Source organism: Allokutzneria sp. NRRL B-24872 (assembly GCF_002155965.1).
Taxonomy (GTDB): domain Bacteria; phylum Actinomycetota; class Actinomycetes; order Mycobacteriales; family Pseudonocardiaceae; genus Allokutzneria.
This window is the reverse complement of sequence record NZ_MUMH01000016.1, coordinates 1-21926: the sequence shown is the minus strand read 5'-3', so window position 1 is coordinate 21926 and position 21926 is coordinate 1. Positions and strand designations below refer to the sequence as shown.

General features: G+C 70.6%; 24 protein-coding genes. 11 read left to right on the top strand and 13 right to left on the bottom strand.

The window, feature by feature from the left end; genetic code table 11:
- Positions 1–223 precede the first annotated feature (223 nt).
- A complete protein-coding gene (locus tag CCN37_RS04445; RefSeq protein WP_086819351.1) occupies positions 224–736 on the top strand; it encodes a helix-turn-helix domain-containing protein in 513 nt (170 codons plus the stop codon).
- A complete protein-coding gene (locus CCN37_RS04440; RefSeq protein ID WP_168200512.1) occupies positions 733–1959 on the top strand; it encodes an MFS transporter in 1227 nt (408 codons plus the stop codon). Before CCN37_RS04445 ends, CCN37_RS04440 begins: the two co-directional genes overlap by 4 nt.
- Here CCN37_RS04440 and CCN37_RS04435 read toward each other — a convergent pair.
- Complete coding sequence (locus tag CCN37_RS04435; protein ID WP_086819350.1) at positions 1933–3540, bottom strand: PucR family transcriptional regulator; 1608 nt, start codon at positions 3538–3540, stop codon at positions 1933–1935. The two genes, CCN37_RS04440 and CCN37_RS04435, sit on opposite strands and share 27 nt — an antisense overlap.
- 126 nt (positions 3541–3666) lie before the next feature.
- On the opposite strand from CCN37_RS04435, the gene CCN37_RS04430 reads away from it, so the two are divergent.
- Positions 3667–4752, top strand: a complete 1086-nt coding sequence (locus CCN37_RS04430; protein WP_086819349.1) for a glutamate--cysteine ligase — start codon at positions 3667–3669, stop codon at positions 4750–4752.
- Between the two features lie 66 nt (positions 4753–4818).
- Positions 4819–5217, top strand: coding sequence for a hypothetical protein (locus tag CCN37_RS04425; protein WP_086819348.1), 399 nt, complete (start codon positions 4819–4821; stop codon positions 5215–5217).
- 6 nt (positions 5218–5223) lie between these two features.
- On the opposite strand, the gene CCN37_RS04420 is transcribed toward CCN37_RS04425, so the two are convergent.
- The 3 genes from CCN37_RS04420 to CCN37_RS04410 form a co-directional block, all read right to left on the bottom strand.
- Complete coding sequence (locus tag CCN37_RS04420; RefSeq protein ID WP_086819347.1) at positions 5224–6390, bottom strand: glutathionylspermidine synthase family protein; 1167 nt, start codon at positions 6388–6390, stop codon at positions 5224–5226.
- A 78-nt stretch (positions 6391–6468) separates the two neighbouring features.
- A complete protein-coding gene (locus CCN37_RS04415; RefSeq protein WP_143261425.1) occupies positions 6469–6855 on the bottom strand; it encodes a hypothetical protein in 387 nt (128 codons plus the stop codon).
- Positions 6856–7174: 319 nt separating this feature from the next.
- Positions 7175–10201: a BTAD domain-containing putative transcriptional regulator gene (locus CCN37_RS04410; RefSeq protein ID WP_086819345.1), complete on the bottom strand. Its 3027-nt coding sequence runs from the start codon at positions 10199–10201 to the stop codon at positions 7175–7177.
- A gap of 154 nt (positions 10202–10355) precedes the next feature.
- Between CCN37_RS04410 and CCN37_RS04405 the strand changes: the two genes are divergently transcribed.
- The 3 genes from CCN37_RS04405 (at position 10356) to CCN37_RS04395 (ending at position 13014) form a co-directional block, all read left to right on the top strand.
- Positions 10356–11090 carry an MBL fold metallo-hydrolase gene (locus tag CCN37_RS04405; protein WP_086819399.1) on the top strand — a complete coding sequence of 245 codons (735 nt, stop codon included), beginning with the start codon at positions 10356–10358 and terminating at the stop codon, positions 11088–11090.
- Between the two features lie 360 nt (positions 11091–11450).
- On the top strand, positions 11451–12497 hold the full coding sequence (locus tag CCN37_RS04400) for an HNH endonuclease signature motif containing protein (RefSeq protein ID WP_168200511.1): 1047 nt from the start codon (positions 11451–11453) through the stop codon (positions 12495–12497).
- 34 nt (positions 12498–12531) lie between these two features.
- Entirely contained in the window at positions 12532–13014 is a 483-nt protein-coding gene (locus CCN37_RS04395) for a YfbM family protein (protein ID WP_086819343.1), read from the top strand.
- Here the strand turns inward: CCN37_RS04395 and CCN37_RS04390 are convergent.
- The 4 genes from CCN37_RS04390 to CCN37_RS04375 are packed head-to-tail and all read right to left on the bottom strand — an operon-like array spanning position 13008 to position 15412.
- Positions 13008–13610, bottom strand: a complete 603-nt coding sequence (locus CCN37_RS04390; protein ID WP_143261424.1) for a Fic family protein — start codon at positions 13608–13610, stop codon at positions 13008–13010. The two genes, CCN37_RS04395 and CCN37_RS04390, sit on opposite strands and share 7 nt — an antisense overlap.
- On the bottom strand, positions 13607–13921 hold the full coding sequence (locus tag CCN37_RS04385; protein ID WP_086819341.1) for a hypothetical protein: 315 nt from the start codon (positions 13919–13921) through the stop codon (positions 13607–13609). Before CCN37_RS04385 ends, CCN37_RS04390 begins: the two co-directional genes overlap by 4 nt.
- 18 nt (positions 13922–13939) lie before the next feature.
- Positions 13940–14227 (bottom strand): hypothetical protein, encoded by a 288-nt coding sequence (locus CCN37_RS04380; protein WP_086819340.1) that lies wholly within the window; start codon positions 14225–14227, stop codon positions 13940–13942.
- A 9-nt stretch (positions 14228–14236) separates the two neighbouring features.
- Positions 14237–15412: an ROK family transcriptional regulator gene (locus CCN37_RS04375; protein WP_210407866.1), complete on the bottom strand. Its 1176-nt coding sequence runs from the start codon at positions 15410–15412 to the stop codon at positions 14237–14239.
- 63 nt (positions 15413–15475) lie between these two features.
- On the opposite strand from CCN37_RS04375, the gene CCN37_RS04370 reads away from it, so the two are divergent.
- The 4 genes from CCN37_RS04370 to CCN37_RS04355 are packed head-to-tail and all read left to right on the top strand — an operon-like array spanning position 15476 to position 17229.
- Positions 15476–15772 (top strand): SemiSWEET family sugar transporter, encoded by a 297-nt coding sequence (locus CCN37_RS04370; RefSeq protein ID WP_086819338.1) that lies wholly within the window; start codon positions 15476–15478, stop codon positions 15770–15772.
- Positions 15769–16389 carry an HAD family phosphatase gene (locus CCN37_RS04365; RefSeq protein WP_246842809.1) on the top strand — a complete coding sequence of 207 codons (621 nt, stop codon included), beginning with the start codon at positions 15769–15771 and terminating at the stop codon, positions 16387–16389. The genes CCN37_RS04370 and CCN37_RS04365 overlap by 4 nt, the downstream gene beginning before the upstream one ends.
- Before the next feature lie 29 nt (positions 16390–16418).
- A complete protein-coding gene (locus CCN37_RS04360; protein WP_086819397.1) occupies positions 16419–16808 on the top strand; it encodes a helix-turn-helix domain-containing protein in 390 nt (129 codons plus the stop codon).
- 10 nt (positions 16809–16818) lie between these two features.
- On the top strand, positions 16819–17229 hold the full coding sequence (locus CCN37_RS04355; protein ID WP_086819337.1) for a VOC family protein: 411 nt from the start codon (positions 16819–16821) through the stop codon (positions 17227–17229).
- A 7-nt stretch (positions 17230–17236) separates the two neighbouring features.
- Here CCN37_RS04355 and CCN37_RS04350 read toward each other — a convergent pair whose 3' ends face one another.
- Genes CCN37_RS04350 through CCN37_RS04330 form a run of 5 tightly spaced genes read right to left on the bottom strand, consistent with a single transcriptional unit; the run spans position 17237 to position 21761 of the window.
- Entirely contained in the window at positions 17237–17866 is a 630-nt protein-coding gene (locus CCN37_RS04350) for a spherulation-specific family 4 protein (protein ID WP_168200510.1), read from the bottom strand.
- Positions 17854–18768 carry an NAD-dependent epimerase/dehydratase family protein gene (locus CCN37_RS04345; RefSeq protein WP_086819335.1) on the bottom strand — a complete coding sequence of 305 codons (915 nt, stop codon included), beginning with the start codon at positions 18766–18768 and terminating at the stop codon, positions 17854–17856. Before CCN37_RS04345 ends, CCN37_RS04350 begins: the two co-directional genes overlap by 13 nt.
- A complete protein-coding gene (locus tag CCN37_RS04340; protein WP_086819334.1) occupies positions 18765–19481 on the bottom strand; it encodes a sugar phosphate nucleotidyltransferase in 717 nt (238 codons plus the stop codon). Before CCN37_RS04340 ends, CCN37_RS04345 begins: the two co-directional genes overlap by 4 nt.
- 14 nt (positions 19482–19495) lie before the next feature.
- Positions 19496–20491, bottom strand: coding sequence for an SDR family NAD(P)-dependent oxidoreductase (locus CCN37_RS04335; RefSeq protein ID WP_086819333.1), 996 nt, complete (start codon positions 20489–20491; stop codon positions 19496–19498).
- A gap of 13 nt (positions 20492–20504) precedes the next feature.
- A complete protein-coding gene (locus CCN37_RS04330; protein WP_086819332.1) occupies positions 20505–21761 on the bottom strand; it encodes a hypothetical protein in 1257 nt (418 codons plus the stop codon).
- Between the last annotated feature and the right edge of the window lie 165 nt (positions 21762–21926).

Below are 21926 nucleotides of genomic sequence, written 5' to 3'. Positions count from 1 at the left end.
TTCTCCTCCCGGAACGGAAGTCGGTGCAGGGATCACCGAGGGGACTTCCGGATGGCGTGCGGCGGCGGTTGGTGCTGCGTCGTGTGGTGCTGCGTCGTCGGGAAACCGAAATAGTTAAGTTAGTTTCCTAACAGTGTGACCGATGCTAGTGAGCTGGATCACCGAGAGTCAACCGGCAAAGAACCGTTTGACGGTGGGGTGCCCGCCGGGCCAGACTCGGGGCATGGAAACCGAGCTGGAGGGGTTGCGGGTGCTCGCGCACCCGTTGCGCCTGCGCATCCTGTCGCTGCTCACCGGCGCGGCGATGAGCGCGGCCGAGGCGGCGCGGGAACTCGGCGAGAGCCAGGCCAACATCAGCTACCACATGCGCAGGCTGCACGACGCGGGCCTGCTGGAGGTCGCCGAGGAGGTCGAGATCCGCGGCGGCCGGGCCAAGCGCTTCCGGCACAACCACGACAGCGGCGGCAAGGTGCGGGCCAGGGGGCGCGAGGACCACGTGCTGCTCGCCGCCACCATGGGCGCGGAGCTGCGGCGCAGGGCGGGCAGCCGCGCGCTCGATGCCAAGGGGCTGACCACCGACGCGGAGGTGTGGGTCGACGCCGAGGTGTGGAACCGGGTCCGCGACGCCGTTGCGGAGCTGGCCGGTGAGCTGCACGACGCCGCCCGCCCGCCGCGCACCGAGGGCACCGTGCACGTCAACGCCACCATCGCGCTGTTCCAGATGGAGGACGAGTGAGCCTGCGGGAGCCCTTGCGGCACAAGCCGTTCCGCTTCCTCATGGTGGCCAGGGCGATCGTCCACCTCGGCAACGCGATCGCCCCGGTAGCGCTGGCCTTCGCGGTGCTCGACCTGACCGGCTCGGCGATCGACCTCGGGATCGTGGTCGGCGCGCGCTCCATCGCCAACGTGGTGCTGCTGCTCTTCGGCGGGGTGCTGGCCGACCGGCTGCCGAGGGCGTTGGTGTTGCAGGGTTCCACCGCGCTGGCCGGGCTGACCCAGGGCCTGGTCGCGGCCAGCGTGCTCGGCGGCTTTGCCTCGGTGCCGCTGCTGGTCTGCCTCAGCGTGCTCAACGGGGCGGCAGCGGCGACCTCGATGCCCGCGACCGCTTCCCTTGTGCCGCAGACGGTTCCGGCCGAGCTGCTGCGTCCGGCGAACGCGCTCGCCAGGATGGGCACCACCACCGCGACGATCGTCGGCACCTCCGCTGGCGGGCTGCTCGTCGCGGCGATCGGCCCGGGCTGGGGCATCGCCTTCAACGCCGCGACGTTCCTGATCGCCTCGGTGCTGTTCGCGAGGATGCGCGTGATCACCGCGGTGTCGTCCACAGTGGACAGACTGGGGCCGCTCGCCGAGCTGCGCGAGGGGTGGCGGGAGTTCTCCTCGCGCACCTGGGTGTGGGCCGTCGTGCTCCAGTTCATGATCGTCAACGCGGTGATCGTCGGCTCGATCGCGGTGCTGGGCCCGGTGATCGCGGACGCGACCTTCGGCAGGGGGGCGTGGGGCTTCGTGCTCGCGGCGCAGACGGCGGGCGCGCTCGTCGGCGGCTTCGTCGCGGCGCGGTGGCAACCCCGGCGCGCGCTGTTCCTCGGTGTCGCGCTGACGTTGTTCGAGGCCGTTCCGCTCGTCGCGCTCGCCGAAGTGCCGAAGGTGCTCTTCCTGGTGCCCACCATGTTCCTGGTGGGGGTCGTGCTCGAACAGTTCGTCGTGGCGTGGGACGTCGCGCTCCAGCAGCACGTGCCGCAGGACAAGCTCGCCAGGGTCTACTCCTACGACGCGCTCGGCTCCTTCGTCGCGATCCCGGTGGGGGAGATGGCCGCAGGGCCGCTCGCCGAGCACTTCGGGATGCGCGCGACCCTGCTCGGCGGGGCGGCGCTGCTCGTGCTCGCGACGCTGGCCGCCTTGTGCAGCAAGGAGATCCGCACGCTCAGCAGCTCAGAGCGAAGCGTCGTGGGCCAGTAGGGCGACGTGCAGGGACAGCATCGACTCGGCGTCGTCCAAGGAGATGCCGAGGATCTGCTCGATCCGCGCGAGCTGTTGGTAGAAGGCGGTTCTGGACAGATGAGCGGCTCCGGCGGCGGCCGACTTGTTGCCGCCGTGCTGGCAGTAGTCGCGCAGCGTGTCCAGCAGGCGCGTGTTGTGGAAGCGGTCGTGCGCGAGCAGCGCGGAGAGCTCGCGCTCCACGAACGCCTGCACGCGTTGGTCGGCGTGCATGAGGTGCATGAGCCCGCGCAGCCGCACGTCGGCGAGGCGGTGGAAGACGCGCGCGCCACCGGAGCGCAGCGCGGCCTCGGCGACGTGAGCGGCTTCGGCGAGGCTGCGCGCGGCCTCCGGAACGGCCGTCACGGTGGTGCCGAGCGCGACGACCACGGGCAGCGCCCACGGCGTCGCCGCGACTGTCCTGTGCAGACCGTTCGCGAAGCGGTGCAGCGTCGGATCGATCTCGCCCGCCGTGGGCAGGGTGAGCAGCGCTCGAACGCTCGTGTCGTCCACAACCCCGACCAGCGCGGGGATTCCGGCCCTGCGCGCCGCGGAGGCGGTCACCTCGGACAGCTCGCGCAGCACCTCCTGCGTGGCCAGCGCGGGCGCCGGGGTCGCGGAGATCGTCGTGCGTGGACGGACCGAGACGCCGACCAGACGCCGGTCTCCGAGCCGCACGCCGAGGGCGGTCGCTCGGGTCGCCACGTCCGCTGCCGGGCTGCCGGACGTGAGCATGTCGATCAGCAGCGCGCGGTGGCTCTGCCGCTCCAGGCTCTCGTCGTCCTTGGCCAGCAAGCGGTTCAGCGCCAACGCGGACGCGGCGCGCTCGGCCACGACGGTGTGCTGGTGCGAGGGCTGCTCGGGGGAGCGCAACACCAGCCTGCCCCAGTTGTCCCCGCGCGCGCCGACCATCGTGATCAGCCAGCCCGCCGCCTCGTCGTAGCCGGTCTGCCCGGTCGAGCCGGTCTCCCACGCCGACAGCAGCTCCGCCGGGTCACCGCCCGCCGCGTCGTAGGCCAGCAGGTGGTGGTCCAGCGACTCCAGGACCACCGGCAACCCGGAGAGCCTGGCCACCTCGCGCAGGATCTCGGCGGGGCCCGCGCCCGACAACGTGAGCGCGGTGAAGATCTCGTGCACCTGCTCGGTGGCGCGCAGCTCGCGCACCTGGGCGCTGGTGATCACGGAGACGACCGCCTCGGTCACGGAGACGAACCGGGTCTCCTCGCCGAGCGCGACCAGCGGCAGCCCGTGCCGCTGCGCGGCGTTGACCAGCGCGGGCGGCAACTCCGCAGGCCAGCGCCGGACCAGCTCCACGACCAGCCCCGCCACGCCGACCCCGGCCAGCTCGTCGATGTAGCGGCTCAGCCCCGCGTCGTCGGCGGGCAGCGCGATCCCGGTGGTCAGCACCAGCTCGCCGCCGTGCAGCAGCCCGGCGATGTCGGCCACCTCGGCCACGTGCACCCAGCGGACGCGCTGCTCCAGCCCGGCCGAGCCCGCCACCACGACCGGCCGTCCGCGACGCAGTTCTGGCAGGGCGAGGACGTCCTCGACCGTCGGGTACATCCGGGCTCCATCTACGCGGCGGCAACGGGTGAACAAGACCTTAGGTCGTGACGGGACCACAAACGGAGCGCTGCGCGGTCCACAGAGGCGGGATTGGGATGTTCTCGCAACGGGAACGATCGTGGAGTGGAACCTCTCACCGTGGGCGTCGAGGAAGAATTCCTGCTCGTCGACGCCACCACCCGGCAGCTGTCCTGGCAGGGACCCGCTCTGCTGCGCGCCGCCGCCGACGGCGAGGGAGATCTGCAAGCCGAGCTGACCAGATGCCAGGTGGAGTCGGCGACCCCCGTCTGCACCACCGCCGCCGAGGTGCTGAAGAACCTGTGCGAGCTGCGCGGCACGCTGGCCGGGCACGCCAGGCAGCGCGGGCTGAGGCTGATCGCCACCGGCACCGCGCCCGTGTACGAGGCCGCTCCGCCGCAGCTCACCGAGAACCCGCGCTACCGTCGCATCTCCGAGCACGCGGGTGCGCTGGCGACCGCTTCGCCGTGCTGCGGCTGCCACATCCACGTCGGCGTTCCCGACCCGGAAGTCGCTGTCCACGTCGTCAACCACGTGCGGCCGTGGCTGCCCGTACTGCTCGCGCTCAGCGTGAACTCGCCGTTCTCCGGCGGCGTGGACACCGGCTACCAGAGCTGGCGCTCGCTGTCCTGGGCGCAGTGGCCGAGCGCCGGTCCGCCGCCGTACTCCGACTCGCACGCCGCCTACGAGGAGTCCGTGCGCGAACTGCTGGACAGCGGCGCCGCGATGGACCGGGCGATGATCTACTGGGACGCGCGGCTCTCCGATGACTGGCCGACCGTTGAACTGCGCGTGTGCGATGTCGCGCCCACCGCTTCGGAAGCAACGCTGCTCGCCGTGCTGACGCGAGCGCTGGTGGCCAGGGCGGTGGAGTCCGAGGAGCCCGCGCCCCGCTTCTCCCACCACGCCTTGCGGTCGGCGCTGTGGCGGGCGTCGCGCGACGGGATCTCCGGCCAGGGCTACGACGTGCACACCGGCCGCCTCGCGCCGATGTCCGTGCTGGTGGAGCGGCTCGTGGACCGGGCGGCTCCGGCATTGGAGCAGTTCGGCGACCTCGGGTTCGTGCGCTCGGTCCTCCCGCGCCTGTCACGCATCGGTTCCGGAGCGTTGCGACAGCGCCGCGCGTTCGCCGAGAGCGGCTGGAAAGGCTTGGTGGACAAGCTTTCGGCGCAGACCGAAGAGATCACCTGATCGGGGGTTCGCCGTGTTCTCCTGTGCGCGCAAGGGTTTTCACCGCAACCGAAGGAGCCGTCCCCGATGCGCGCAGGCCGAGTCGCCGTCATCGCCACCGCCACGCTGAGCGCGGTCCTGTTCTCCGCGCCGAGCGCGCTGGCCGCGTCCAAGACCTCCGACGCGGTCGGCGGCGACGTGACGTGCTCGGTGAGCGGGCGCGGCTGGGAGGACAGCACCTTCACCTGCAAGATCCGCGACACCAAGGCGGACGGGCACACCGCTGCCATGCAGTACCGCCTGCACTACAGCTGGAGCGGGAACAAGAGCGAGGTGATGACCGCGAAGAACCAGAACGGCCACGGCACCACCGTCACCTGGACCAAGAAGTACGCCGAGGGCGTCTCGCTGGAGTTCCGCGCGGTCGTGCTGCGCACCTTCAACAGCTACGGGAACTGGCAGTTCCTGGACGGTGAGCGCGGCTGAGCCGGTTCAGCCCGCGCGGACGCGGTGCGGCACGAACGCCGCGCCGTCGTCGGTGATCAGCCCGCAGGTCTCGCGGATGCCGAGCCCGGCCGAGGCGTCGCCGACGGTCCACGCGCCGAGCACCGGCCGGTAGGAGTCGAACTCCGGGAGCGGGGCGAACTCCTGGTAGACGTGGCCCTCCTTGCCGTAGTGGCCGTCGGTGCTCGTCTCGTGCCCGGCCGCGACGATGTCCACGTTGGCGCCCTCGCGGCCCAGCAGCGGCTTGCGCACGTACTCGGTCAGCGGCCCCGGCCCGCCGAGGAAGGACGGCAGCAGGTTCGGGTGGCCGGGGTACATCTCCCAGAGGACGGCCAGCAAAGCCTTGTTGGACAACAACATCTTCCACAGCGGCTCGATCCAGCGCGTGCCGGGCAGGCTCTCCACGACCTGGCGGCCGAAGCGCTCCTCGACGATCCACTCCCACGGGTAGAGCTTGGCCACCGTGGACATCGGGGCGTCGGCGAGGTCGACGAAGCGGCCGTGCGCGGGGTCCCAGCCGATGTCCTGCACCGCGAGGCCGCTGGTGCTCAGCCCGGCCTCAGCCGCGGTCTCCTGCATGTAGGAGACGGTCACGTGGTCCTCGCCGGACTCGTTGGCCTTGGACCACGCGAAGTGCACCTCGGGCGAGGGCAGCGCCTCGCCGACCAGCTTCCACCGCTCGACCAGCTTCTCGTGCAGGGAGTTCCACTGGTCGTCGCCGGGGAAGACCTCGGTGACCCAGTACCACTGGATGACCGCGGCCTCCAGCAGCGAGGTCGGGGTGTCCGCGTTGTACTCCAGCACCTTCGCCGGCCCGGAGCCGTCGTAGCGCAGGTCGAAGCGGCCGTAGACGTCCGGGTCGCGCCGCCGCCAGGACTCCGCGATCGACGGCCACACCCACTCGGGGACGGCGAAGTCCCGGTACCGCTCGGTGCTCACCACCAGCTCGACGGCCTCCAGGCACATCGAGTGCAGCAGCTCGACGTCGGCCTCCAGCGCCAGCACCTCGTCCATCTCGAACAGGTAATGGGCGGATTCGTTCCAGTAGGGGCGGAGTTCCCCGGTCGCGGTGACCGCGGGCTCGCCGAAGACGAGTCCCTGGCGCGCCACGGTCTCCTGCCATTCGGGGCGCTGCGGTGAGGTTTTCCTGAGCATGGTGTGCTTTCTGGTGTGCGAGCGAAACGGTTCGAGCCCGGCGGTCCGGACTCGAACCGCTCGTCAATCACGGGGGTGTCAGCCGCCGCAGTTCTTCTTGCACTTGCCGTCCTTGTCGCGGCATTCCTTCGGGCAGTCGTTGTCGCTGCCGAGTCCGCCTCGGACGATGCGCGAGTCCCGGACCAGCGTCGATCCCGGGAACGTCGCCGGGGCCGCTGCCGGGGCCGCCGCTGCCCGCTGCTGACCCTCCGCCGCGCCGGGGTAGTAGTAGCTGTACTGCGCGTTTCCGCTGTTCGGCGTGATCGTGAAGATCGCGTCGCTCTCGTCGGCGGCGAGTGAGCGGGAGTCGGTCGCGCTGGAGCAGGACTCCACCGCGACCGCGGGGGCGGCGCTGGCGTAGGGCCCGGCGACGAGCCCGACCAGGCCGACCGCGACTCCGCCGCTGATCAGCAAACGGCGACGCATTTTCTTTTCGGAGTTGCCCGAAACATTGTCTGAACGCATGTGAATCCCTGGGTTGAATTCCAGTCGGTGGGGCGCCGGGACGCTATCGTGATCCGCGTCGAGTTGGCCAGCCCGGAGAAGAAATGAGTACGGAAGTGTGGGCGACGCGAGCGGGGTTCTCGTTTTGTTGAGCTTTTTCTGAGCTGGACGTGATGAAGGCTTTTCCTCGATCGGTAAGCGATCGGTAAGCGGCTGCGGTGATCCTCGGGCCATGAGCGATTCCCGCAGCCACTTCGGTGCCGCCTCCTGCTACGTCACCGGCGTGCTCGCCCCGCCCGAGTCACGGCCCGAGCCCGACGGTCCACAGGTAGGCCTGGTGGACGACCTCGCGTAGCTCCGGCTCCGGCCACGGCAGGAACAGCGGCTCCGACGGCGCCGGGTCGAGCCCGAGCACGTCGCCGACCACCGAGGCGACGCCGATCGGCGCGGGCAGGCCGAGCTGCCGCCGCACCCCGTCCCACGCCGACGCCAGTGCCGCGGCGGCCGGATCGCCGAGCTCCGCCGCGACCAGCGCCGCCTGCAACGCCGCCGCCATGCCGAAGCGGAAGTGCGAGCGGCCGATCGCCGAGGCGAGCGCGTCGGAGAGCACCTCGCGCGCCCGCACGGGCTGGCCGGTCCTGCGCAGAGCCTCCGCGGTCAGCGATTGCAGGCGCACCACCCTGGACAGCGACCTAGGGAACAGCCTGCGCAGCTGGCGCACGCTGTCGTCGAGGAACTCGACCGCGGCGGCGGGGTCCTTGGCCAGCAACGTCGTGCCGATCGCCCGGCGCGCGGGCTCCTGCTCCAGCGGCCCCCCGGTCGGGCCGAGCCGCTCGGCCAGCTGCTCGCACCAGCCCTCGGCGGCCCGGACGTCCTTGTGCCCCAAGGCGACCTCGGTCCGCAGGGCCAGCTGCGCGGTGGAGATCCACAGGCCGCGCTCGGCCCGGTGCACCTCGTGCCGCCTGCACAGCTCGGCGGCCTCCTCGTAGCGGCCCCACGTCGCGCACACGCCGCCGCCCGCGGTCAGCGAGGTGGCCACGTCGTCGCCGGAACCGTTGTCCAGCGCGGAGATCTGCTCCAGCATGCGCGGCGTCCCGTGCACGGCGCCCGGGTCGAGCAGGAAGCGCAGGCAGCTCATCTCGAAGATCAGCGCGACCCGGTGCTCGCGCGGGCGGTGCGCGGCCAGCTCCCGCCGCGCCGAAGCCATGATCGACACCGCCGAGACGTAGTCCTCGCGCAGCCGGGCCAGCTGCGCCTCCTGGAACCGGAGCAGGCTGCGCGTCTCCGGATCGCTGTCCCAGACCGTGCGCAGCGCCCGGTCCAGCTGCGCCTGCCCGTTGGCGATGTAGGAGCCGTGCACGTGCCAGAACTCGAACAGCTTCGCCACGAGCTCGTTCGACTGCGCGTTGCGGCTGCGTTTGTGCAAGTGCGCCAAGGCGGAATCGAGATCCGCGACCTCGCGCCCCATCGCGCGCACCCCGGCGAGGCGGTCGCGGTAGGACGGCAGCGCGTCCAGCTCCCGCGCGCGCAACGTCCACCGCTGCGCGTGCCGGTCCCGCACGAGCACCGTCTCCGCGTACTCGGCCAGCCGCGCCTCGGCGAACTCGCGGACCACGGTCAGCAACCGGTAGCGCTGGCCGGGCAGGGCGCGCACCAGCGAGCGCTCCACGAGATCGGCCAGCCGCGCCGCGAAGTCCACGTCGTCCAGCGGGGCGCCGCCGCACACCGACTCCACGTCGGTCAGCCCGAACTCGCCCCGGAACACCGACAACCGGGCCAGCAACCGCTGCTTCTGCTCGGTGAGCAGGCGGAAGGACCAGCCGACCGCGCGCTCCATGCTCCGGTGCCTCGGCTCACCCGCCGCCCTGGCGAGCAGGTCGATCCCGCCTTCGAGCCGTTCGCGCAGCTGCCGCAGACCCAGCGACGGCACGCGCGCGGCGGCCAGCTCCAACGCCAGCGGCAGCCCGTCGAGGTGGTGGCAGATCGTCGCCACGTCCGCCTCGGCCTCGGCACCCGAGGGCAGCGCGGTCCCGGCCCGCGCGCGGAACAGCACGATCGCCGGGTTGTCCGCGTCGAAGCGGCCGGAGGCCGGCGCGGGCAGCGGTCCGAGCGCGAACACGCGCTCCGCCGGTAAGCCCAGCGGCTGGCGCGCGGTGGCGAGCACGGTCAACCTCGGGCACCACGCCAGCAACCGCTCCACCAACGCCGCGCACGGCTCGGCCAGGTGTTCGCAGTTGTCCAGCAGCAGCAACAACTTCCGGTCCGCCACCCACGACACGAGCCCGGCGAAGACACCGTGCACGCCGTCGCCGGTCACGCCCACCAGCGAACCCAGGTCGAGGACGATCGCGCTGCCGTCCTGCAACGGCGCCAGCTCGGCGACCGCCGTGCCGTCCGGCCAGTCGGCGCGCTCGGCCACGTTCAGCGCGAGGCTCGTCTTGCCGCAGCCGCCCGGCCCGGTCACCGTGACCAGCCGGTGCCCGACGAGGTCGTCGGCGAGCGCCCCCTGCTCGGCCGCGCGGCCGATGAGCTGGCCGGAGCGCGGGCGCGGGCCCCACCAGCGCTGCCGCTCGCGCTGCGGTTCCTGCTGCGAGCTGAGGATCTGCGCGTGCGCGTCCCGCAGTGCCTGGCCGGGCGCGACCCCGAGGTCGTCGGTGAGGCGGGCCCGCACGCGGTCGATCACCCGCAGCGCGTTGACCTGCTCGTCGGCCGCGGAGTAGGTCAGCGCCAGGCAGGCGTGCACGAGCTCGTCGTAGGGCCGCTCGTCGGCGAGGGACTCCAGCAGCGCCACCGCGCGCTTCGGCTCACCGCACCGGATCGCGATCTCGGAGAGCGTCGTCGCCGCCTCCACCCGCGCGCGCTCCACCGCGAGCGCCGCAGGCGCCGCGTGCGTCGGCGCGGTCAGCCCCGCCAGCAACGGCCCCCGCCACAGCAGCAGCGCGCGCTCAAGGCGGTCGAGCTGGTCCAGGTAGGTCTCCCCGGGCGGGTTCGCCTCCACCAGCGCGGCGAACTCGGCGAAGTCGCTGCCGCCCGGCGGGAGGCGGAGCACGTAGCCGCCCTCGGCCAGCTCCACCGCGACGTCCGCGCCGACCCCGCGCAGCCACGCGCGCAGGCGCGACACCGCGACCTGGAGGGTTTTGCGCTCCTGCTCCGGCGGATCGCCGTCCCACAACCACTCCGCCAGCTGGCGCCCGCTCACCGGCCTGCCGTTGGCCAGCAGCAGCGCCCCCAACAGGTTCGCCTGCCCCGCTCCGCCAGGGGTGTGCGCCCGCCCGCGCGCCCAGACCGTCAGCGGCCCGAGCACGCCGAAGCTGAGCTGATCCGCCACGTGCGCCCCACCCCTGAGCCTGTGTGTGTCCGTCGGACGCTAGGGAAGGTGAGCGGCTTTCGCACGGTCCTGCTGGACCTTTCCGTTGTGCGCGAATGGTGTGCCGTTGTCCGCTCGCAACCAACGCGGGACCTGCGCCACCTACGCTGACCTCGTGCGACTGACGGTGCTCGGAGGATGCGGCGCGTGGCCCGCCGCCGGTCAGGCGTGCAGCGGATACCTGGTGGAGCACGAGGGTTTCCGCCTCCTGGTCGATCCCGGCTACGCCGTCCTGCCGCGCCTGCTCGAACTGGTCGAGGCGTCCCAGGTGGACGCGGTCCTGGTCAGCCACGGGCACCCCGACCACTGCGCAGACCTCAACCCGTTGCTGCGCGCGAGGCTCTTCACCGGCGCCGCGCCGCTCCCGCTGTACGCCCTGCCGGGCTCGGTCGATCACGTGCTGGCCCTGGACGCCGGGCCGCGCATGGCAAAATCCTTTGTTACCAAGGACTTTTCGGCAGGGGACAGTTTTGATGTCGGACCGTTCCAGGTGGACACCGTGCTGCTGCCGCACTGGGTGCCGAACGCCGGGATGCGTTTGACGGCTGGCGGACGGACGCTGGCGTACACGGGGGATACGGGGCCGACTGACGCGCTCGTCGAGTTGGCGGGTGGGGCGGACGCGTTTCTGGCTGAGGCGAGTTATGTGGAGTCGGTGCCAGCTGAGTCCGCTGCTTATTTGTCGAGTGCGCGGCAGGCTGCTGGATATGCTGCGCTTGGTGGGGCGCGGCGGTTGTTGTTGACTCATTTGTGGCCCGGGGTGGAGGGCGGGGATGCGGTCGCGGCGGCTCGGGGTGTTTTTTCTGGGGAGGTTCGGGTGGCTGTTGGCGGGTTGATGGTGGAGCTTTAGTTCTGGCTTTTGGTTGGGGTTTCCTTTTCGGGCCCGGCTGGGCTTCCAGCTTGCGCCGGTTCCAGCGGTGGGTCGGCTTGACCTGGGAACCCCTTGCGCGTGCCCCTGGGCCTTGCAGGGGCACGGGATGAAACACCCGGCCCTCGCGCAAGCGTATGGCACGCGCACCCCAGGTAAAGCCGACCATTCCAGCCGCGTGTTCCGTTAGTCGGGGGTTGCGCTGATTCGGTAGGGCGCCTGGGAATTCATCCTTTAGGGCCATGATCGTCTATTTTGTCGGCGTAGAATAGAGGTATGGACCCTGATGTTGTTCTCAAAACAGCGTTCACGGACATAGGCAAGGCTGTAGCCGACTTCTCCGTGACTCTGCTCGACTACATTTCTGACCTCGATCCCCGCGACCGGGAATTCTCCGAGGAGATCCTGATGCGTGAACTGCGCGTATCCCGGGTCAAGGCAGCCCGGCTCATCGACCGAGCCACGGACCTGACCTCCCGCCCGGGAGTGTTCAAGGCGTTGGCCGAAGGCCGAGTCGATGAGGGCAAGGCGCTCATGATCATCGACCTGGTGCGGGTCCTCTCGGTCGTGCACGCGGCGATCGCTGAAGAAGCCCTGCTGGCGCATGCGGAGAAGAACCCGTACTCGACCACCCGCCAGTACGCGGTCCGGTTCATCCACCGACTCGATCCCACCGCTGCTGAGCGCCGCTTCCAGGAGAAACGCAAGGCCCGGTTGGTGGAGAAGATCAACCAGGACGATGGCATGGCCCTGCTGCGTGTGTTGATGACGGCTCATGATGCGGCGATGGTCTATGACCACATCAACCGCATCGCCCGCTCCCTCCCGAAAGACGATCGCACCCTCGATCAGAAGCGCTCCGACATCGCACGCGATTTGTTGCTGGGCAAGGACACCCCCGCACCCCAAGGCCAGACGATGGTGTACCTGACCATGCCGATCACCTCAGCCCTCGGCCTCACCCAAGACCCCGCGATCTTGGGCGGCTACGGCCCCATCCCCGCGCCCATCGCGAGAGAGATCGCGGCGGGTGGGGTGTGGAAGCGGATCTTGACCGACCCCGTGACAGGGGCGGCTGAGGAGATCAGCAACGTCTACCGGCCCACCGCCAAGCAACGCGAGCTGATCGCGGCCCGGTACCCGACGTGTATGGCGATCGGCTGCAATCAGCCCGCGCACCGCTGCGATTTGGATCATTGTCGTCGCTACAACGGCGAGAACACGACGCTGGACAACCTCCGGCCGAAGTGCCGGAGGCATCACCGGATGAAGACCCACTCCAACTGGACGTGCACCAACAACGACGACGGGACGCACACCTGGACGACACCGCGTGGGAAGACCGAAGACGTCCACCCCACGCCCATCGCCGAACCCGCACCGTTCTAGATTCCGCGCAACCACACCGCTACCGTCGCCGCTCATGGCCTGTCGCGGATACTTCCTCGCGCTCGACGAACCCCGCATCGCGTTGGTGCTGGCCCAAGACGGCGACGACGAGGGGCTGATCGAAGTCATCACGGAGCTCGACGCGCCCGACGAGTGCGGTGTGGACAAGGCGTGGGACGGAATCCACCGGTGCCTCACCGAAGGCCGACTCGGCAGTGAGGACGGGACGTACCCACTCAACGCGGTCGTGCTCGGCGGATTGCCGCTGTACCAAGGTGATGACTACGTGATCAGCTACAACACCCCGGCCGAGGTCCGCGAGGTCGCTGACGCGCTGACCGAACTCGACCTTCAACCGTTCACCGCCAAGTACTGGGCGCTCGACCCGGACGAGTACGGCGCGGTGGTCGACGAGGGCGGTCTGACGTACCTGACCCAGTACCTGCGGGAGATCACCGCGTTCTACCAGCGGGCCGCGAAAGCCGGGTGGGCGAGCCTCTTCGTCGCCGATCAGTGAGAGTGCACCAGTACGGAAACCAACTCGGCGAACGCGAGTGCGCCGCTGGCGTCGTCGGCGCGGCGCGGGAGCCTGCGGAGCGGGCCCACTTGGCCGAGGGTGATTCCAGCGCGGGTCAGCACGAAAACCAGCGCCAGGAAAGCGGAACGTGCGTTGCCGTCGCCGAACGGGTGGAAGAAGCAGACGTCGAGGTACACGCGGGCGGCTCGGGCGGCGATGGGAACCGTCGTGTCACCGCGCTCGGCGAGGCAGACCTGCAAGCACGGGAAGTCGATGGGACCGTAGCGCTCGCGGCCGTTCTTGGCGAAGGCCGGATGGATTCGCAGTGGCGCGTGCGGCACGTCCAAGACCCGGCGCTGCCAGGAGCTGAGCAGAGCAAAATCGAGCGGCGCGTCGGAGGCGGCGTCGGAGCGAGCCTGATCGAGCGCCGCCAACAGGCGGGCGGCGCGGACGGGGGAGCGGGCGTGGTCATAGGTGCGGATGTCGTGGACGGCGCCGTCGCGGGTCGAGGACGACGGGCTCTCGGCGCGGACCTCGTGCCACGGCACGGATTCCCTTACGGTGAGCCAGGATCGCAGGTGATCGGGGGCGGTCACATCCGCTCGGCCTCTGCCGAGACGGCCAGGTGCTCCGCGACGTCTTGAACGACGGATTCGGCTGGCTCGCACCAGCTGCCGAACCGGCCACCAATCGCGTCGTCGACGAGGGACCGCGCACGCTCAGGGGGCACGCCCCAGCGGGACAGGAACCAGGAGAGCACCTGCGCGCAGTGCGTGTACCAAGCGTCGCTGGCCTCTACACGGACCACGACCAGGTTGACCAGGTGGACGACGGCGCGTTCCCACGCGTCCTCGCGCTCCTCCTCCGGCAGATCGGCCAGGGGGAAGCGGTCGAAATGCTCAGCCAAGTCTTCCAGCCACGCCCGCTACTCGCACAGGGCGTCGACAACTCGGGGCAGCGTCTCGGCGACGGAGGTCACTGAGTGCGACACACAGCACCAGGTCTCCGCGACCGGCCCGCCGTCAATGCGGCCCCAGCTCCAGCCAGCGGCCCAAGCCCCGAACCGGTCCTCGATGGCCTTGCAGATCGCGGAGAACCAGCGGACGTCGTCTTCGTCGTGTGCGACCTGAGAGATCACCGCGAGCACTGAGGAGCTGTCGAAGGAATGCCTCCGAGGATCGACGTCGTCCCAGGTCAGGTCCTGTGCGCACACGTCATGAGGCTAACGGGCGCGCCAAGCGGTTATGCCGGACTCGGTGAGCACGTGGTCGAAACCGGTCTCGGCGGCGCCGATGATGCTGCCGTCCTCGCCGAGCGCGGAGGCGCGCACGGGCGGGACCGACGTGCGCTGGAAGGCGATCAAGCCCGCGCGGTAGGCGGTGTCGAAGGACTCCGGGGCGGCGGCCAGCAGATCGGTTGCCAGGCCGGAAACCGTGATGAGGCGCGGGTCGAGCGCGTTGACCAAGCCGCCGACGCCGCGACCGAAAGCGCGAGCCACCGAGTCGACGGCGCGCGCGGCGGCGGGATCGCCGGAGCGGGCGGCGGCGAGGACGCGCTGGGCGGCGGCGCGGGGCTCGGCGGAGTCCTCCTGCCAGGCCAGGCGCGCCAACGCCCGGCCGTCGACCTCGGTGTCCCAGCAGCCGTGGGCGCCGCACAGGCACTGCCGTCGCGGATCGCCGAACGGTAGGTGCCCGAACTCGCCGCCACCGCCGGTCGCGCCGGTCATCGGGGCGCCGTTGACCACGAGGATGCCGCCGAGGCCGACGTCGATCTTGAGGTGCAGTGCGACATCGGCGGCCACGGCGGCGCCACGGCGGGACTCGGCGAGGCCGGAGAGCGTGGCGTCGTTGCCCGCGAGCACGGGGAGGTCGGCCAGCACGGAGAGATCGACGTCGCGCCACCGGAGGTTGCTGGCCTGAACGACGCGGGTGCCGCAGACGGTGCCCGGCACGGACACCGACAGCGCGCGAAGCCGTTGCCCCCACTCACCGAGCTGGCCGGAGACCGCGCGCCGGACGGCGCTGAGCACGGAATCCGGGTCACGACTGGAGATCTGGCCGGTCGTTCTGGCGAGGACGGCGCCGCCGAGCTCGACCACGGCGACGGCCCACGTCTCGTGCGCGATGTCCACGGCGCACACCAGCGGGCCTTCGGGATGGGGGAGCAGCAGCGTCGTCGGCCGGCCGCGCCTGCCGTCGGGCGGAGCGGCTTCCTCGTGCACGAGCGCGGCCTCGCGCAGCCGCGCGGTGATCTCCAGCGCCGAAGCGCGGGACAGGCCCAAGCGCGTGGTCAGCTCCGCCCTGGTCGCGATCCGCCCGGCGTGCAGCTCGCGGAGCACGTGCAGGCGGCCCTCCATCCGCAGGGCCGTCGCCCGGCCCGGCCGCGCCGAAGTGTCCACGGGGGGATTGTGGCAGCCCATGCCGACCATTATGCTCGCTATACGAACAAAAGGAGAGACCGCATGACTGCCATCGGGTTCCTCGCCGGGATCTTGACGACCGCCTGCTGGGTTCCGCAGCTGATGAGGTCCTGGAAGACCCGCTCCACCCCGAAGAACCGCTTGCGGGTTCGAGCTTCAGCGCTGCCTTCTCCTCCGATTGATCTGATCGTCATCTCCGCCGGAGTGGCGCTGTGGGCGGTCTACGGGGTGTGGCAGGGCGACGCGGCGGTGATCGCGGCCAACGTCGCGACGCTGTGCTTCCTGCTGTTCCTCATCGGACTCAAGCTGACCGAACGCCGCAGGGGGGTTGTCGCGTGAAGGACGTGCGCGCGGTGCTGTTCGACATGGACGGCACGCTGGTGGACTCCGAGGGTGCGGTGGCGCGCTCGTGGAAGGTGTGGGCCGACCGCAACGACGTCGACTACGCCGAGCTGCTGCGCATCTGCCCGGGACTGCCCGCCGCGGCGGTGATCCGGCACTTTCGTCCACAGTGGACAGAAGAACGGATCGCGGCGGATTCGCGAGGACAGCTGGAGCTGGAGTACGCCGACCTGGCCGGGGTTCTGCCCGCGCGCGGAACGCCGGAGGTGCTGGCCGTCGTCGCCGAACTCGGTCTGCCGTGGGCGGTGGTGACGAGCGCGGACCGCAAGCTCGCCGGGATCAGGCTCGGCGCGGCGGAGATCGACGCGTCCGTGGTGGTCACGCGCGACGACGTCACGCGCGGCAAACCACACCCGGACGGCTTCCTGCTGGCCGCGCGGCTGCTCGGTGTGGAGCCCGCGCACTGCCTCGCCGTGGAGGACGCGGTGGCGGGCGTGGAGTCGGGGCGGGCCGCCGGGATGCGCGTCGCCGGGCTGCGAGGGGTGCCCAGCGACGTGCCCGTCGAGCACCTGGGCGAGCTCGCCGACCTGCTGCGTGGTGTGCTTGCGCGGTGAGCCGCGCGGTCGAGGAGTCCAACAGGCGGATGCTGCGCGCCAGGGACGCGATGGACCGCGCCTTCGCCGAACCGCTGGACATCCCGGCGCTGGCGGCGATCGCGCACGTCTCCGAGGCGCACTTCATCCGCACCTTCCGCGCCACCTTCGGCGAGACACCCCACCGCTACCTGCAACGACGCCGGGTCGAGCGGTCGATGTTCCTGCTGCGCTCGACCGAGCTGAGCGTCACCGAGATCTGCTTCCAGGTGGGCTTCGGCAGCCTCGGCACGTTCAGCAGGACCTTCCGCGACATCGTCGGCGAATCGCCGTCGGCCTACCGCGCGCGGGGGCCGGTCCCGGCGGTGCCGAACTGCTTCGCGATGGCCTGGATGAGACCGAGCAGTTTTGGAGAAGCCCGGGGCTCCGAGCCGAACTAGCGTTGCCTTCATGTTCAACGCCATCACGCACTCGCAGATCTACGTCGCCGACCAGGACCAGGCACTGGAGTTCTACGTCGGCAAGCTGGAGTTCGAGGTCCACACCGACCAGGACCTCGGCTTCATGCGCTGGCTCACCGTGAACGTCCCCGGGGACAAGAGCCGCGAGATCCTGTTGGAGCGCCCCGGCGCGCCGTCGCTGGACGAGGCCACCGCCGAACAGGTCCGGGAACTGCTCGCCAAGGGCGCCATGGGCGGCACGCTCTTCCTCAGCACCGACGACTGCCACAAGACCTACGAGACACTGCTCGCGCGCGGCGTCGAGTTCACCGACACTCCGGCCGAGCGCCCGTACGGCATCGACTGCGGTCTGCGCGACCCGTTCGGCAACAAGATCAGGTTCGCCCAGCTGTTCTCGTAGGTCGGCGTCAGCTCGGCAGGCGGCCCCAGGGGTTCTCGCCGCCGTGGTCGGTCACGTAGACCGCGGCGGCGTTGGAGCGCCACGCCTGCCGGAGCACGGACGCGGTCGCGCTCGGCGGCGTCTCGTACACCAGGTGGCAGAACAACTCCGGCCGATGCCGGTAGACCCACCGGGGCACCCACAGGTCGCGATAGGCGCACAGCGGGCCCTCGAAGGTCACCAGCAGGTCGGCCAGCTCGGTGAACTCCTCCGGCGGGTGGGTGCCGTGGTTGAGCGCCACGGTGCCCGCGCCGAGCGAACGCGCCGCCTCGGCCAGAGCGCCGTAGTGGCGCGCGTCCGTGCCGGCCTGGTCGAAGAAGACGCCGTCGACCCCGTACCAGGCCAGGTGTCGCTCGACGTCGGTCAGCACGTCGGCGGTGGGGCGGGCGCCGTAATCGGTGTCCACGTAGCCGATTACCGGGAGCCCGGCCGAAGCGTCCACAAAGGACTGATCGGCGCTCGTTCCCGGCCCGTCGGCCACGTTGAGCACCACGAAGCGCAGCGCCGGGTGCGACGCGAGCGCCCGCCACCCCTCCGGCTCGACGGCCGGGTGGAAGTAGGCGGGCACCACGTGCCGCTGCCGGCTCACGCGTGACACGCCACCTCCCGCCACTGCGCGGTCAGCGAGTCGGTCAGGTCGTGCTCCGGGCGCCAGCCGAGACTGCGCTCGATCACCGAGAGGTCGGCGCGCTGCCACGGCACGTCGGCCGAGCGCTCGGAGCCGCGACCCTGCTCGCTGACCGGGCCGGAGTGCCCGGCGATCCGGGTCAGCTCCGCGACCAGCCCGGCGGCCGGAGTGCCGATCCCACTGCCAACGTTGAGGATCTCCTCGTCCACAGTGGACAGTGCGGCGGCCGAGACCGCGCGGGCCACGTCCCTGGCGTCGACGAAGTCGCGGACCACGTCGAGCGGGCCGAGCCGGATCTCGTCGTGCTCGCGGCGTGCGCGCACGATCTCCGCCGCGACCCGACCGGCCAGCCCCGTCGCGGGTGAACCGGGGCCGATCGGGTTGAACACCCGCAGCACCACCGTGTTCAGTCCCGCCGCGCGGCCGATGCCGATCGCCCGCGTGCCAGCGAGCTTGCTCAGCCCGTAGGCGCCGACGGGCGCGGTCGCGGTCTCCTCGGTGACCGGAACGCCGATCTCCACCCTGCCGTACTCCGCCGCCGAACCCAGGTGCACCAGGCGAGGCGGCGTCGGGCATTCCAGCAGCGCGCGGACCAAGCGAGCCGGAAGCTCCACATTGGACTCCGCTAGCTGGGTCATCGAGCCGCCGACCGCGCCGACGCAGTTGATGACCACGTCCGGCGCGGCGGCGGTGATCAGGCCGCGCAGCGCTCCCACGTCGGCCAGTCCGAGGTCGAAGGGCACGTGCCCCGGGGATTCCGACAGCGCCGAGCGGGCGACGGTGACGACGTCGATCCCGGGCTGGCGGCCCAGCACGTCGTGCACGTGCTTGCCGAGGAACCCGGTCGCGCCGAGCAGCAAGACCCGGGTCACGGCGATCCCTTCAGCAGCGTCGAGCGGATGTCGTCGAACTCCGCGTTCGCGCGGTCGTAGTCGTCGGGTCGCCCGATGTCCAGCCAGTAGCCGTCGAAGTCGTAGGAGTTCGGCGGCGTTTCCTTGTCCAGCAGGTCGAGCACCAGCTCGTCGAAGCCGAGCGGCGCGCCGGGCAGGTACCCGGCGAGGGTGTCCCGGCTCATGCCGTACACGCCCATGCTGACGCGGTAGTGGTGCGTCGGCTTCTCGCTGAACTCCACGATCCGGCCGGACTCGGTGACCAGCACACCGAAGTCGATCTTCACCGAGCGCTGGTAGGTCGCGACGGTCAGCGGGGCGCCGCTGTCCCGGTGCGAGCCCAGCAGCTCGGCGTAGTCCAGGTCGGTGAGGATGTCGCCGTTCATCACCAGGAAGTGCTCGGGCAGGTCGTCGAGCAGGTGCAGCACCGGGCCGATCGTGCCCAGCGGCTGTTCCTCCACCGCGTAGTCGATCTTCATGCCCCACTTCGAGCCGTCGCCGACGTAGGAGCGGATCAGCTCGCCGAGGTAGCCGATGGCCAGCGTGGCACCGGAGAAACCCTTGTTGGACAACTGGGTCAGCACGATGTCGAGGATGGAGAACTCGTCGCCGATCGGCACGAGCGGCTTGGGCAGCCGGGTGGTGTACGGGCGCAGACGCACGCCCTTGCCCCCGGCGAGGATGATCGCGTGCATGGGTCGCTCCTTCATCACTGGAGGTAGAGGCCGGGCTTGTAGTGGGCGAGGTTCGCGGGGTCCATGAACCACTCGATGGTCTCGCCGAGCCCGGAGTCCCTGGTGTGCGAAGGGGTCCAGCCCGTGCGCGCGGTCAGCTTCGACGCGTCGCAGACCAGTCGCATGACCTCGGAACCCTTGGGGCGCAGGCGCTGTTCGTCGGCGACGATCTTCGCGCCGCTGCCCATGAGTCGCACCAGGTCGGCCGCGAGCTGGCCGATCGAGACCTCCTCGCCGGTGCCCGCGTTGAACAGCTCGCCGACCACGGCGGAGGCGGGCGCGGTGCCGAGGGTGTGGAAGGCGGCGGCGGTGTCCTTGACGTAGAGGAAGTCCCGGGTCGGGTCGAGCGCGCCGAGCTTGAGCCGCTTCTCGCCCGCCGCGAGCTGGCTGATCACCGTGGGGATGACCGCGCGCGCGGACTGGCGCGGGCCGAAGGTGTTGAAGGGCCTCAATGTGACGGCCGGGACCTCGAAGCTCAGGTGGTAGCTCTCGACCAACTTGTCCGCGCCCGCCTTGCTCGCGGCGTAAGGGGATTGCGCCTGGAGCGGATGCTCCTCGCTGATCGGGACGGTGAGCGCGGTGCCGTAGGTCTCGCTGGTGGAGGTGTGCACCATCCTCGGCGTCCCGCAGGCGCGCACCGCGTCCAGCACGTTCAGCGTGCCGATCACGTTGGTGTCCACATAGGACCGTGGCGCCCGGTAGGAGTACGGGATCGCGATCAGCGCCGCGAGGTGGTAGACGACCTCAGCGCCCTCCACCAGCTCCCGCGCGCTCGCCTGGTCGCGGACGTCGCCCATGACGACGTCGACGTTGTCCAGCACCTCGCGGGGAAGCGATTCCAGCCAGCCCCAGGAGCCGAAGGAGTTGTAGAGGACCATCGCCCGCACTCGATGGCCCTTCTGGACGAGCAGTTCGACCAGGTGCGAGCCGATGAAGCCCTCCGCACCAGTGACCGCGACGACGCCTGCCATGTCTTTGTCCCTCTCAACCGTGTCGAACTGAGTGGCTGAGCACCACCGCGGCGCATCCCCCGAGGCCCGCGAGCAGTGCCGTGTTGACGACGAGCTGACCGATGACGGAGTCACCGGTCCACAGCTGTGCGACCAGGGCGACGGCACACGCCGCGACGGCGGTGCCGGTGCTGCCACACGCCTGGAGCACGAGTGCGACGAACAACGCCCCGCCGAGCGCCAGGTAGGCGCCGTAGCGCAGCAGGGCTGCCGGATCGGTGATCGCTCCCGTCGCGAGGAGGACCACGGTGGACAGTGCCGCGGCCACGGCGAGGAACACCGCGACCGCTCTGAGCAACCCGAGCCGCGTGTCCTTCGCGAACTCGGTGAAGGTGTGGTTGTCGCGCAAGGCGAAAGTGGCTCGACGGCGGTAGGCCACCAGGCTCCACTCCGCGACGCCCATGCTGACCGAGATCGGCAGCGCGGCGAGCCCGTGCCCCTGCCCGCTCGGCCAGAACAGCGGCAGCACCAGCAATCCCGCCGCGATGAAGCCGAACGCCCCGTACGGCAACGAGGCGACCAGGTCGTGCTTGCTCAGCGTTCGCGGACGCGTGGTTCTCGTGCGCAGCACCGCGAGCGCCATGGTCGCGAGCACCGTTGCTGACAGTGCCGTCCACAGTGGACCGCCGCTGAGCGTCAACCCCGCGATGACTCCGGGAGCGAGCGTCGCCAGCAGCGTGTACTCCGCGTTCAGCACCAGGAGCACCGTCGCGGCCAGCAGGTAGAACCCCTGACCCACGGCCATCGCGAGCGCCGCCGCCGAACTCCCCAAGAGAAGTGCGGCTCCCGCGCTGACCGCGAGCACGATCGAGCAACCCGCGATCATGCCGCGCCGCAACACCCTCGCCGCCGCGTCCGCGTCCGCCCTGCCGAGCTGGAGGTGTCCGAGGTAGGACAGCGACTGGCCCAGCGACCACGACGTGAACAGCGAGATCACCACGGCCCAGAGCGCCGCCCGATCCGTCAGCACTCCCGCCGCCGCCGTGTAACACACCCCTGGCAGTCCAAAGAGGACTCCGCGCAACAGGTGCGTCGCCGGCTTCGCCGACCAGATCACCGGCAGCGGCTCCGGCTCCCTGGGCTGGCGCGGCACCGCCCTGCACAGCGCCTCAGCCAACAGGAACACGTCCGGATACCCGTACTTCGCCGCCGCCTGATCGCTCAGCCCACCCGCCTCCAACGCCGCCGCGATCTCCAGGTGGTCCACCGCGTCCGCGATGTCCGGCGCCATCCTCCGCACCAACTCGTCAAACTCATCCTCAGTGCCCTCAGCGTGGACTGAACACCTGAATGACTCATTCACTCCGTTAGATGTGCTGAATGAGTCATTGAGGTGGTTGGGCGTGCTGAATGAGTCATTCAGCACGTTAGACGCACCGAACGGGGCGTTGGCGGA